The organism is Isoptericola variabilis 225 (genome assembly GCF_000215105.1).
Classification (GTDB): Bacteria; Actinomycetota; Actinomycetes; order Actinomycetales; family Cellulomonadaceae; genus Isoptericola; species Isoptericola variabilis_A.
Genome location: NC_015588.1, coordinates 616,588 through 628,844, shown reverse-complemented (window position 1 = coordinate 628,844; position 12,257 = coordinate 616,588). Strand labels below are relative to the sequence as shown.

10 protein-coding genes are annotated in these 12,257 nt (G+C 73.2%); all 10 read right to left on the bottom strand.

The window, feature by feature from the left end; genetic code table 11:
* Positions 1-22: 22 nt before the first annotated feature.
* Genes nuoL through ISOVA_RS02915 form a run of 10 tightly spaced genes read right to left on the bottom strand, consistent with a single transcriptional unit; the run spans position 23 to position 12,227 of the window.
* Complete coding sequence (nuoL, locus tag ISOVA_RS02960; protein ID WP_013837775.1) at positions 23-1,948, bottom strand: NADH-quinone oxidoreductase subunit L; 1,926 nt, start codon at positions 1,946-1,948, stop codon at positions 23-25.
* A 13-nt stretch (positions 1,949-1,961) separates the two neighbouring features.
* Positions 1,962-2,261, bottom strand: a complete 300-nt coding sequence (nuoK, locus tag ISOVA_RS02955) for an NADH-quinone oxidoreductase subunit NuoK (protein ID WP_013837774.1) — start codon at positions 2,259-2,261, stop codon at positions 1,962-1,964.
* Positions 2,261-3,160, bottom strand: coding sequence for an NADH-quinone oxidoreductase subunit J (locus ISOVA_RS02950; RefSeq protein ID WP_013837773.1), 900 nt, complete (start codon positions 3,158-3,160; stop codon positions 2,261-2,263). Before ISOVA_RS02950 ends, nuoK begins: the two co-directional genes overlap by 1 nt.
* Entirely contained in the window at positions 3,157-3,954 is a 798-nt protein-coding gene (gene nuoI / locus ISOVA_RS02945) for an NADH-quinone oxidoreductase subunit NuoI (RefSeq protein WP_013837772.1), read from the bottom strand. The genes ISOVA_RS02950 and nuoI overlap by 4 nt, the downstream gene beginning before the upstream one ends.
* Positions 3,951-5,252 carry an NADH-quinone oxidoreductase subunit NuoH gene (gene nuoH, locus ISOVA_RS02940; protein WP_013837771.1) on the bottom strand — a complete coding sequence of 434 codons (1,302 nt, stop codon included), beginning with the start codon at positions 5,250-5,252 and terminating at the stop codon, positions 3,951-3,953. Before nuoH ends, nuoI begins: the two co-directional genes overlap by 4 nt.
* Positions 5,249-7,933: an NADH-quinone oxidoreductase subunit G gene (locus ISOVA_RS02935; RefSeq protein WP_013837770.1), complete on the bottom strand. Its 2,685-nt coding sequence runs from the start codon at positions 7,931-7,933 to the stop codon at positions 5,249-5,251. Before ISOVA_RS02935 ends, nuoH begins: the two co-directional genes overlap by 4 nt.
* A complete protein-coding gene (nuoF, locus tag ISOVA_RS02930; protein WP_013837769.1) occupies positions 7,930-9,288 on the bottom strand; it encodes an NADH-quinone oxidoreductase subunit NuoF in 1,359 nt (452 codons plus the stop codon). The genes ISOVA_RS02935 and nuoF overlap by 4 nt, the downstream gene beginning before the upstream one ends.
* Complete coding sequence (gene nuoE, locus ISOVA_RS02925) at positions 9,281-10,174, bottom strand: NADH-quinone oxidoreductase subunit NuoE (protein ID WP_013837768.1); 894 nt, start codon at positions 10,172-10,174, stop codon at positions 9,281-9,283. The genes nuoF and nuoE overlap by 8 nt, the downstream gene beginning before the upstream one ends.
* A complete protein-coding gene (locus tag ISOVA_RS02920; RefSeq protein WP_013837767.1) occupies positions 10,171-11,520 on the bottom strand; it encodes an NADH-quinone oxidoreductase subunit D in 1,350 nt (449 codons plus the stop codon). Before ISOVA_RS02920 ends, nuoE begins: the two co-directional genes overlap by 4 nt.
* Positions 11,517-12,227 (bottom strand): NADH-quinone oxidoreductase subunit C, encoded by a 711-nt coding sequence (locus tag ISOVA_RS02915; RefSeq protein ID WP_233275982.1) that lies wholly within the window; start codon positions 12,225-12,227, stop codon positions 11,517-11,519. Before ISOVA_RS02915 ends, ISOVA_RS02920 begins: the two co-directional genes overlap by 4 nt.
* Positions 12,228-12,257 lie beyond the last annotated feature (30 nt).

Below are 12,257 nucleotides of genomic sequence, written 5' to 3'. Positions count from 1 at the left end.
CATCCCTTCCACGTCAGCCGCCTCAGCCCGCCAGGCCCGACAGGAGCCAGACCACGAGGGCGATCACACCGAGACCGGCGAGCGTCTGCGCCGCGTACTGCCGCACGTACCCGGACTGGAGCCGCCGCAGGCCCTCGCCGAAGCGGCCGATTCCGCCCGCGAGGCCCAGCCAGCCGGCGTCGACCGCGGTGCGGTCCGCGTACACGAGCGACCGGGTCAGGTACTGGCCGGGGCGCATGACGAGCGCCTCGTTGACCGTGTCCTGGTACAGGTCGACGCGGGCCGCGCGCACGAGCGCCGGCGCGGGCGGCGGCGTCGTCGGCACGGGCCGCATCGCGTACTGGCGGAAGGCGAGCACGGCCCCGAGCACCACGAGCAGCAGCGTGAGCGTCATGATGAGCCAGATCGGCAGCACGGGGTCGTGGTGCTCGGCGTGACCGGTGACCGGCTCGAGCCACGTGAAGAACCGGTCGCCCATCACCAGGAGGCCGCCCAGGCCGACAGAGCCGAGCGCGAGCACGATCATCGGGACGGTCATGAGCGCGGGCGCCTCGTGCGGGTGCTGCGCCTCGGGGCCGTCGGTCGACCACCGGCGGCGCCCCATGAACGTCATGAAGAACAGGCGGGACATGTAGTACGCGGTGATGCCCGCGCCGAGCAGCGCCGCCAGGCCGAACACCCAGGGCCGCCAGCCCTCGCCCACGAACGCCGCCTCGATGATCTTGTCCTTGGACCAGAAGCCCGAGAACGGCGGGACGCCGAGGATCGCGAGCCAGCCGAGGCCCATCGTGATCGCCGTGACCGGCAGCGCGCGCAGGAGCCCGCCGAAGCGCCGCATGTCGACCTGGTCGCCCATCGCGTGCATGACCGAGCCGGCGCCGAGGAAGAGGCCCGCCTTGAAGAAGCCGTGCGTGAGCAGGTGGAAGATGGCGAACGCGTAGCCGACCGGGCCCAGGCCGGCGGCGAGCATCATGTAGCCGATCTGCGACATGGTCGAGGCCGCGAGCGCCTTCTTGATGTCGTCCTTGGCGGTACCGACGACCGCACCGAACAGGAGCGTCGCCGCGCCGACGATCGCCACGACGAGCTGCGCGTCGGGCGCGGCCTCGAGGATCGGGCCCGACCGGACGAGCAGGTAGACGCCCGCGGTGACCATCGTGGCCGCGTGGATGAGCGCCGAGACCGGCGTCGGACCCGCCATGGCGTCCCCGAGCCACGCCTGCAGCGGGAGCTGCGCCGACTTGCCGCACGCGGCGAGCAGGAGCATGAGGCCGATCGCCGTCATGACGCCCTGGTCCGCGCCGGCGGCCGCCGCGCCCTCGCCGTGCGCGCCGAGCACGGTGCCGAAGTCGAGCGCGCCGAACGTCGCGAGCATGAGCATCATCGCCACGAGCAGGCCCATGTCGCCCACGCGGTTCATGACGAAGGCCTTCTTGCCCGCGACGGCGTTGGCCCGGTCGTGGTCCCAGAAGCCGATGAGCAGGAACGAGGCCAGGCCCACGCCCTCCCAGCCGACGAACAGCAGCAGGTAGGAGTCGGCGAGGACGAGCAGCAGCATCGCCGCGACGAACAGGTTGAGGTACGCGAAGAACCGCCGCCGGTCGACGTCGTGCGACATGTACGCGACCGAGTACACGTGGATGAGCGTGCCGACGAACGTCACGAGCATGACGAACGTCATCGACAGCGGGTCGACCTGGAAGCCCAGGTCGACGTGCAGGGGTCCGGCGTCGACCCACGTGCCGACCGTGTGCCGCGCGACGCGCTCCTCGGCGGCGGTGCCGAGCATGTCGAGCAGCATGATCACGCCGAGCACGAACGTCGCGGTGCTGGCGAGCACGCCGAGCCAGTGACCCCAGCGGTCGGTGCGCCGACCGGTCAGCAGCAGGAGCGCGGCGCCGATCATGGGCGCCGCGACCAGCCAGGGCGCGAGGGCGAGTGTCTGCATCAGCGCGGGCCTTTCAGCTCTGCAGCAGGTTGACGTCGTCGACGGACGCGGACCGGCGGGCGCGGAAGATCGTGATGATGATCGCGAGGCCGACGACGACCTCGGCGGCGGCCACGGCCATGACGAAGAACGCGAGGACCTGCCCCGTGACGTCGCCGTGCATGCGGGCGAACGTGACGAGCGCGAGGTTCGTCGCGTTGAGCATGAGCTCGATGCCCATGAACACGACGATCGCGTTGCGGCGCAGCAGCACCGTCGCGGCCCCGATCGAGAACAGGATCGCGGCGAGCCCCAGGTAGTTGGTCAGCTCCATCAGCGGTGCTCCTTCCCACCGGGGGTCTCGGGCTCGAACGGCTCGGGCTCGCCGGCCGTGCCGGAGGTGCCCGCGGGGCCGCGGGCGCCCGACGTGCCCGCGGCCGCGGACAGCTCGGCACGCTCGGCCTCCCGGGCGGCGCGGCGCTCGACGAGCGTCTCCTCGGCGGCGAGCACCGACGTCGCCGACCGCTCCTGGCCACGGATGCGCAGGACGCGCGGCACCGAGTGCGGCAGCGGCCGGCCGTCGGGGCCGAGCGCGGGCGTGTCCATCGCGTTGTTCTGCGCGTAGACGCCCGGCGCGGGCAGCGGCGTGAGCGGCTTGCCCTCGGCGAGCGCGGCGACGCGCGCCCGGGCGACGGTCCGCTGTGTCACGCGCGGCCCCAGCCGGCGCCGGTGCGTCAGGACGAGCCCGGCGAGCGCCGCGGTGACGAGCAGCACGCCCACGACCTGCATCGCGACGACGTAGTGCTCGAAGAGCACGCGCGCGAGGGCGACCGGGTTGGTCGCGGCGTTGGCGGCCTCGAGCCCGACGGCGGGGCGGAAGGTCGCGCGGCCGATGACGGTGAGCAGCACGGCCGCGAGGCCGGCGCCGAGGAGCAGGCCGATCCACCGCTGGCCGCGGATGGTCTCGGTGAGCGAGTCCGCGGCGTCGACGCCCACGAGCATGAGCACGAACAGGAACAGCATCATGACGGCGCCGGTGTAGACGACGACCTGCACGACGCCGAGGAACGGGGCCTCCTGCGCGACGTAGAGGATCGCGAGCCCGACCATGACGAACATGACGCAGATCGCGGCGTGCACCGCCTTGCGGACGACGAGCAGGCCCGAGGCCGCGAGGACCATGAGCGGCGCGAGCACCCAGAACAGGAGCGCCTCGCCCCCGGACGCGGTCATGCCCGGCCACCCGGCGTGAGCGCGACGCCCGTGGCGCCCTGGGTCTCCGTGCGCGCGTCGACGTTGGACCGCGTCGCCGCGGCGCGCGTCGCCTCGGCGCGGTCCTGCGACGGGCGCAGCTCGTGCTTGCGCGGGGTGGGCGGCGGCGCCTTGCCGTCGGCGACGTCGGCCGCGGCGTCGAGCGTCGGGTCGTCGGGCCGGTGGGTGCGGACCCACTCGACCTGCTCGCGCGTGGGCCCCGTGACCTCGCCGCGGTAGTACTCGGTGTCGGTCGTGCCCTCGACCATGGGGTGCGGGGCGGCGAGCATGCCCTCGGCGAGCGGCGCCAGCAGGTCCTGCTTCTCGTAGATCATCCCGGCGCGGGTGGGGCCGGCGAGCTCGTAGTCGTTCGTCATCGTGAGCGCGCGCGTGGGGCACGCCTCGATGCACAGCCCGCAGAAGATGCAGCGCAGGTAGTTGATCTGGTAGACGCGGCCGTACCGCTCCCCCGGGCTCATGTGCGCGCCGTCGGGCAGGTCGGCGTTGTCGCCGCCCTCGACGTAGATGGCGTCGGCGGGGCAGGCCCACGCGCACAGCTCGCACCCGATGCACTTCTCGAGCCCGTCGGGGTACCGGTTGAGCTGGTGGCGGCCGTGGTACCGCTTCGGCGGCGCCGTCTTCTTGCGCGGGTACTGCTCGGTGACGGTCGGCTTGAACATCGCCGAGAACGTCACGCCGAAGCCGGCGACCGGCGCGAGCAGCTCGCCGATCGGCCCCTTCTTCGGGCGCAGCGGCTCGTAGGGCTTGTCGGTCATCGCGTCTCCTCGGAGTGGTCGACGGACTGGGCGACGGCGCTGGTGCCGGTGCGACGGCTCGAGCGCGGCAGGTGCTGGCCCGGCAGCGGGGGCACGGGGTAGCCGCCCGCGAACGGGTCGAACTCGCCGGCGGCGGCCCGCCGTGGCGCGGGCTCCTTCTTCTCCGGCCAGACCCAGATCACGGCGAAGACGACGACCGCGGCGACGCCGATGCCCACGAACAGCTGGGTGCGCGTCACGCCGGCCAGGCTTAGCCACTGGAACGTCGCGAGCACGACGACCCAGGCCAGCGCGACCGGGATGAGCACCTTCCAGCCGAAGGTCATGAACTGGTCGTAGCGCAGGCGCAGCAGCGTGCCGCGCACCCACACGAACACGAACATGAGCAGCCAGAGCTTGGCGAGGAACCAGAGGATCGGCCACCAGCCCTCGTTGAGCATCCCGTCGCCGATCGCCGACAGCGGCCACGGGGCCCGCCACCCGCCGAGGAAGAGCGTCGTCGCGACGGCCGCGACGTTGAGCATGTTGATGTACTCCGCGAGGAAGAACCACGCGAACTTCATCGACGAGTACTCGGTCATGTAGCCCGAGACGAGCTCGCCCTCGGCCTCCGGGAGGTCGAACGGCAGGCGGTTGGTCTCGCCGATCATCGAGATGATGTAGATGACGAACGCCGGCGCGAGCGGCAGGAACCACCAGAGCCGGGTCTGCGAGTCGACGATCGACGACGTCGACATCGAGCCCGCCATGACGAACACGCTCACGAGCGACAGCCCCATCGCAAGCTCGTAGCTGATGACCTGGGCGGTCGAGCGCACGGAGCCGAGCAGCGGGTAGGTCGACCCGGAGGACCAGCCGCCGAGCACGATGCCGTACACGCCGAGCGCCGCGCACCCGAGGATGTACAGGACGGCGACGGGGAAGTCGGTGAGCTGCGCGGGCGTCGAGTAGTCCGTGAACGGGATCGTGACGTTCGGGCCGAACGGGATCACCGCGAACACGAGGAGCGCGCAGAACACCGAGATCATCGGCGCCAGCAGGTAGATCACCCGGTCCGCCCGGGTGACGGTCAGGTCCTCCTTGAGCAGGAGCTTCATGGCGTCGGCGAGCGACTGCAGGAGGCCGAACGGGCCGTGCCAGTTCGGGCCGGGGCGCAGCTGCATGCGCGCGACGACCTTGCGCTCGAACCAGATCGCGAAGAGCACGCTCGTGAGCAGGAACACCACGATGAGGACGGCCTTGACCACGTAGGTGATCCAGGTGTCCTGGCTGAAGTCGGCGACCACGCCGGGGATCATGCGGCCCCTCCGTCCTGCTCCGCGGTGTCAGAACCCTGGTGGGCCCTGTCCCACCGGCCTTCTGACAGGTCCTGGGGTGCGGGGGCGACGTGCACGACGTCGCCGGGCGACGCGCCGAGCTGCGCGTGCACGCGGCACCCGCGCGAGGCGAGCGGCAGCCACACGACGTGGTCGACCATCTCGGTGATCGCGACCGGCAGCGTGATCGAGCCCCGGTCGGTCGAGACGGTCACGAGGTCGCCGTCGAACACGTCGGCCGCGGCCGCGGTGACCGCGGACATGCGGGCGACCGGGCGCTTGGCCGTGCCGGCGAGGAACTGCTCGCCGTCCTGCAGCGCGCCGTCGTCGAGCAGCAGGTGCCACGCGGCGAGGACGGCCGTGCCGGGGGCCACGGGCGGCGGCTCGACCTGCTCGGCCGCAGGTGCCGCCGGGCGCTCGCCGCGCCACGCCGGCAGGGCCGCGATCGCGCGGTGGGCCTCCAGCGGGTCGTCGCAGCCGAGGTCGACGCCGAGCTGCTCCGCGAGGTGGTGCAGCACGCGGTGGTCGGGCAGCGCCGAGGACTCGAGCGCGCGGCCGAAGGACCGGACGCGGCCCTCCCAGTTCCAGTAGGAGCCGGCGCGCTCGGCCGGCGGCGCCACCGGGAGCACGACGTCGGCGAGCTCGGTGACCTCCGAGCGGCGCACCTCGAGCGACACGACCCACGAGGCCGCCTCGAGCGCTCGCCGCGCGTGCGCGGGGTCAGGCAGGTCGGCGAGCTCGAGGCCGCCGACGATCGCGCCCGAGAGCTGGCCGACCGACAGCGCGTCGAGGATGCCGCCCGTGTCGAGGCCCGGCTCGGACGGCAGCGCGTCCGCGTCCACGCCCCAGGCGGCCGCGACCTCGGCGCGCGCCGCGGCGTCGGTCAGCGGGCGACCGCCGGGCAGCAGGCCCGGGAGCAGGCCGGCCTCGACGCCGCCGCGCTCGCCCGCGCGCCGCGGGATCCACGCCAGCCGGGCGCCGGTGGCCTCGGCGAGGCGCAGCGCCTGCGTGTACGCGCCGGGTGAGCCCGCGAGCCGCTCGCCGACGAGGATGACCGCGCCGGGCTGCGCGAGCCCGTCGGCGACGGACGCGAGCGTCTCGGCGTCGACGTCGGCGGGCAGCAGGCCGCCGGTCGCGCGGGTCGCGAGCGACCCCAGCCACTCGGCCTCGGTGCCGGGCGCCGCGGGCAGCAGCGTGCCCTCGAGGCGCGCCAGGCCGCGCGTCGCGAACGGCGCCACCGAGTAGACCTTGACGCCGTGGCGCAGCACGCCCTTGCGCAGCCGCAGGAAGGTGACGCCCGCCTCCTCCTCGGCCTCGAGCCCCGCGAGGAGCACCACCGGGGCCTTCTCGAGGTCACCGAACGTCACGCCGACCCCCGAGCCGGCAACGGCGTGGGCGAGGAACCGCGCCTCCTCGTCGGAGTGCACGCGGGCGCGCTGGTCGACGTCGTCGGTGCCCAGCACGGTCCGCGCGAACCGCGACCACGCGTACGCGTCCTCGACCGTGAGACGCCCGCCGGCCAGGACGCCGATGCCGCGCGCGGCGCGCGCGTCCGCGAGCCCCTCGGCCGCGAGCTCGAGAGCCTCGACCCACGACGCCGGGCGCAGCTCGCCGCGCGCCACGACCTTGCCGTACCGGTCGAGCGTGCGGTCGCGCACGAGCGGCGTCGTGATCCGGTCGGGCGCGGCCTGCCAGGTGAACGCGAAGCGGTCCTTGTCGGTGATCCACTCCTCGTTGACCGCCGGGTCGTCGCCCGACAGCCGGCGCAGGACGACGCCGCGGCGGTGGTCGATGCGGATCGCCGACCCGCACGAGTCGTGCTCGGCGATGCTCGGCGTCGAGACCAGGTCGAACGGGCGCGCCCGGAACCGGTACGCCGCGCCCGTGAGCGCGCCGACCGGGCAGATCTGGACCGTGTTGCCCGAGAAGTAGGACGAGAACGGCAGGCCCGAGGTGTCGGGGAGGGCGACGCCCGCGGGCCTGTCGACCGGAGTGGGCGAGCGGTGCTCGCCGGGCGGCGGCGCGTAGCCGAGCACGGCCTCGTCGAACCGGCCGATCTGCTGCATCGCGCCGCGCTGCTGCAGCGCGATGAACGCGTCGCCGGCGATCTCCTCGCTGAAGCGCGTGCAGCGCTGGCACAGCACGCAGCGCTCGCGGTCGAGCAGGATCTCGGTCGAGATCGCGATGGGCTTGGGGAACGTGCGCTTGACGTCCTCGAAGCGCGACGTCGAGCGCCCGTTCGTCATGGCCTGGTTCTGCAGCGGGCACTCGCCGCCCTTGTCGCACACGGGGCAGTCGAGCGGGTGGTTGATGAGCAGCAGCTCCATGACCCCGTTCTGGGCCTTCTCCGCCACGGGCGACGTGCGCTGCGTCTTGACCACCATGCCGGGGGTGACCTCCATGGTGCACGAGGCCTGCGGCTTGGGCATGGGCCGGACGTTGCCCTCGCGGTCCGGCATCGCGACCTCGACGAGGCACTGCCGGCACGCGCCCGCGGGGGCGAGCAGCGGGTGGTCGCAGAACCGCGGGATCTGGATGCCGACCTGCTCGGCGGCCCGGATGATGAGCGTGCCCTTGGGGACCGTGACCTCGACCTCGTCGATCGTGCACGTCACGGTCTCGACGGGCGCCGCCTCGGTGCCCGTGGACGTCGTCGCGGTCATCGGTGACCTCCCGTGCCCGCGAGCGCCGGCGTGCGCCGGCTCCGGGGCGTGTAGTCGAACAGGGCCGCACGGCTCGGGTCGAACGGGCACCCACCGCCCGCGATGTGGGCCTCGTACTCGTCGCGGAAGAGCTGGATGCTCGAGGTGACGGGCGACGTCGCGCCGTCGCCGAGGGCGCAGAACGAGCGGCCGAGGATGTTGTCGCACAGGTCGAGGAGCAGGTCGAGGTCTCCCTCGGTGCCCTGGCCCGCCTCGATGCGGTGCAGCACCTGCTTGAGCCAGTAGGTGCCCTCGCGGCACGGCGTGCACTTGCCGCACGACTCGTGCGCGTAGAAGTCGGTCCAGCGGGACACGGCGCGCACGACGCACACCGTGTCGTCGAAGATCTGCAGCGCGCGCGTGCCGAGCATCGAGCCCGCGGCCCCGACCGACTCGTAGTCGAGCGGGACGTCGAGGTGGTCGGCCGTGAAGATGGGCGTCGACGAGCCGCCCGGCGTCCAGAACTTCAGCTCGTGACCCGGACGCACCCCGCCCGCGAGGTCGAGCAGCTCGCGCAGCGTGATGCCGAGCGGGGCCTCGTACTGGCCGGGGCGCACGACGTGCCCGGACAGCGAGAACAGGCCGTGGCCCTGCGACTTCTCGGTGCCCATCGAGGCGAACCAGTCGGCGCCGTTCGCGATGATCCCCGGCACGGACGCGATCGACTCGACGTTGTTGACGACGGTGGGCCGCGCGTACAGCCCGGCGACCGCGGGGAACGGCGGCTTGAGCCGCGGCTGGCCGCGCAGGCCCTCGAGCGAGTCGAGCAGCGCCGTCTCCTCGCCGCAGATGTACGCGCCCGCGCCCGCGTGGACCGTGACGTCGAGGTCGTAGCCCGAGCCGAGCACGTCCGTGCCGAGGTACCCGGCGTCGTACGCCTCCTGCACCGCGGCGAGCAGGCGCCGGTAGACGTGCAGGACCTCGCCGCGCACGTAGATGAAGGCGTGGTGGCAGCCGATCGCGTAGCTCGTGATGACGACGCCCTCGATGAGGTGCTGCGGGCTCGCCAGCATGAGCGGGATGTCCTTGCACGTGCCGGGCTCGGACTCGTCGGCGTTGACGACGAGGTAGCGCGGCCCGCCGTCGGGCGGCGGCAGGAAGCCCCACTTCATGCCCGTGGGGAAGCCGGCGCCGCCGCGCCCCCGCAGGCCCGAGTCCTTGACGGCCTGGACGACGTCGCCCGGCTCCATGGTCAGGGCCTTGCGCAGGCCGGCGTAGCCGCCGGCGTCCTCGTACGTCGCGAGCTTCCAGGACCGGTCGGCGTCCCACGTGTCGGTGAGGACGGGCGTCAGCACCGACGTCGACGGCTCACTCATCCGTGCTCTCCTCCTCGGTCGCCTCGGGCCGGCCCTGGGTGCCGGTCTCGGCGTCGGGCTCGGCCTGCGACGTGCCGGGCTTGGCCCCCGGGGCCACGTCGGCGGCCGTCGTCGGCTCGCGCTCGGCGCTCGATCCGGGCTCGCCCGCCTCGGGCTCGCCGGTCTCGCCCGCCCCGGTCGCCGGGGCCTCGGGCTGCTGCGGCGACGGCGCGGTCCAGCCGCGCTCGCGCGCGAGGCGCAGGCCGGCGAGCGTGGGCTCACCCGCGCCGACGCCCTCGTCCGCGCGGCCGTCGGGGAACCCCGCGAGGACCCGGCTCATCTGCTTGAACGTGCACACGCTCGACGCTCCGCGCGTCGGCGCGACGGCCTCGCCCGCGCGCAGGCGGTCGGCGAGCTCGGTGGCCGACTCGGGCGTCTGGTTGTCGAAGAACTCCCAGTTGACCATCACGACCGGCGCGTAGTCGCACGCCGCGTTGCACTCGACGCGCTCGAGCGTGATCGCGCCGTCGGGCGTCGTCTCGTCGTGCCCGACGCCGAGGTGCTCGCTCAGCTCCTCGAAGATCGCGTCGCCGCCCATGACGGCGCACAGCGTGTTGGTGCACACGCCGACCGTGTAGGTGCCGTTGGGGTGCCGCTTGTACTGGGTGTAGAAGGTCGCGACGGCGGACACCTCGGCGGCCGTGAGGCCGAGCTGCTCGGCGCAGAACAGGATCCCGTCGCGGCTCACGTAGCCGTCGACCGACTGCACGAGGTGCAGCATCGGCAGCAGGCCCGACCGCGGGTCGGGGTAGCGGGCCGTGATCGCGGCGGCGTCCGCGGTGAGCGACGCGAGCGTCTCGGCGTCGTACCCCGTGGCGGACCGCGCGCTCGTGGGCTCGGCCGTCATCGGTCCACCCCTCCCAGCACCGGGTCCAGGCTCGCGACGGCCACGACGACGTCGGCCACCTGGCCGCCCTCGCACATGACCGAGACGGCCTGGAGGTTGTTGAACGACGGGTCGCGGAAGTGCGCCCGGTACGGCTTGGTCCCGCCGTCGGAGACGACGTGCACGCCGAGCTCGCCGCGCGGGTGCTCGACCGTCTGCCACGCCTGGCCGACCGGGACGCGGAAGCCCTCGGTGACCAGCTTGAAGTGGTGGATGAGCGCCTCCATGGACTCGCCCATGATGGTGCGGATGTGGTCGAGCGAGTTGCCCTGGCCGTCCGGCCCGACCGACAGCTGCGCCGGCCAGGCGATCTTGCGGTCGGCCACCATGACGGGCGACCCGGCGGTGTCCGCGAGCCGGGCGAGGCACTGCTCGGCGATCCGCAGCGACTGGTAGCACTCCTCGAGGCGGATCACGACGCGCGCGTAGCTGTCGGCGGCGGTGTCGGTCGGCACGTCGAAGTCGTACGTCTCGTAGCCGCAGTACGGGAACGCCTTGCGCACGTCGTACGGCAGCCCGGTCGAGCGCAGCACCGGGCCGGTGACCCCCAGCGCCATGCAGCCGGTGAGGTCGAGCGTGCCGACGTCGGTCAGGCGCGCCTTGAAGATCGGGTTGGCGAGCATGAGGTCGCCGAGCTGGCCGAGGTACGTGCGCACCTGGGCGATCGCGTGCCGCACCTGGGCGTCGATCCCCTCGGGGACGTCGGTCGCGACGCCGCCCGGGCGCACGTACGCGTGGTTCATACGCAGGCCCGTCACGGCCTCGAAGACGCGCAGGATCTCCTCGCGCGCGGTGAACGCGACCGTCATGACCGTCGTCGCGCCCATCTCGTTGCCGCCGGTCCCGAGGGCGACGAGGTGGGAGGCCACGCGGTTGAGCTCCATCATGAGCACGCGGATGACGGACGCCCGCTCGGGCACGTCGCCGGTGATGTCGAGCAACTTCTCGGTCGCCAGGCAGAACGCGGTCTCCTGGAAGAACGGCGCGAGGTAGTCCATCCGGGTGCAGAACGTGGTGCCCTGCGTCCAGGTCCGGAACTCCATGTTCTTCTCGATGCCGGTGTGCAGGTAGCCGATGCCGCACCGCGCCTCGGTGACCGTCTCGCCGTCGATCTCGAGCATGAGCCGCAGGACGCCGTGCGTGGACGGGTGCTGCGGGCCCATGTTGACGACGATGCGCTCCTCGCCGATCGCCTCGCGGGCGATCTCGTCCCAGTCGCCGCCCCATGCCTCGAAGCCCGGGACCGACGGGTCGACGTCGTTCTCGGCGGGCCGGGTCGCGCGGGGTACCCCTGTGGTCGCGCTCACGAGTAGCTCCTCCTCGTGTCCGGCGGCGGCACCGTGGCGCCCTTGTACTCCACGGGGATGCCGCCCAACGGGTAGTCCTTGCGCTGCGGGTGGCCCGGCCAGTCGTCGGGCATCTCGATGCGCGCGAGGCCGGGGTGACCGTCGAAGATGATCCCGAAGAAGTCCCAGGTCTCGCGCTCGTGCCAGTCGTTGGCCGGGTAGACCGACGTCGTCGACGGGATGTGCGGGTCGTCGTCGGGGCACGCGACCTCGAGCCGCAGGCGCCGGCCGTGCGTCACGGACGTCAGGTGGTAGACGGCGTGCAGCTCGCGGCCCTCGTCGTGCGGGTAGTGCACGCCCGAGACGCCCAGGCTCAGCTCGAACCGCAGGTCCTGGTCGTCGCGCAGCGCCCGGCACACGGCCACGAGGTGCTCGCGCGCGACGTGCAGCGTGAGCTCGGCGTGGTCGCCCGGCGGGTCGACGACGACGCGCTCGACCGCGTCGCCGAACGCGATCCCCGCCGCGCCGAGGACCTCGGCCAGCACGTCGACGGCCTCGTCGAACCAGCCGCCGTAGGGGCGCGTCGCCGCGCCCGGCATCGCGACGACCTGCACCAGCCCGCCGTACCCCGAGGTGTCGCCCGAGTCGTGCACGCCGAACATGCCGCGGCGCACCGCGACCACCTCGGGCCCGCGCCCCGGGCGCCCGGCGGACCCGCTGCCGGACACGAGCTCGCCGGAACGGGGACCGACGACCTC

Bases quoted from the DNA above. Each gene is read 5' to 3' on its own strand.
- ISOVA_RS02935 (WP_013837770.1), bottom strand. From the start codon at position 7,933: ATGACCGCGACGACGTCCACGGGCACCGAGGCGGCGCCCGTCGAGACC.
- nuoL (WP_013837775.1), bottom strand. From the start codon at position 1,948: ATGCAGACACTCGCCCTCGCGCCCTGGCTGGTCGCGGCGCCCATGATC.
- nuoK (WP_013837774.1), bottom strand. From the start codon at position 2,261: ATGGAGCTGACCAACTACCTGGGGCTCGCCGCGATCCTGTTCTCGATC.
- nuoI (WP_013837772.1), bottom strand. From the start codon at position 3,954: ATGACCGACAAGCCCTACGAGCCGCTGCGCCCGAAGAAGGGGCCGATC.
- nuoE (WP_013837768.1), bottom strand. From the start codon at position 10,174: ATGACGGCCGAGCCCACGAGCGCGCGGTCCGCCACGGGGTACGACGCC.
- nuoF (WP_013837769.1), bottom strand. From the start codon at position 9,288: ATGAGTGAGCCGTCGACGTCGGTGCTGACGCCCGTCCTCACCGACACG.
- nuoH (WP_013837771.1), bottom strand. From the start codon at position 5,252: ATGATCCCCGGCGTGGTCGCCGACTTCAGCCAGGACACCTGGATCACC.
- ISOVA_RS02950 (WP_013837773.1), bottom strand. From the start codon at position 3,160: ATGACCGCGTCCGGGGGCGAGGCGCTCCTGTTCTGGGTGCTCGCGCCG.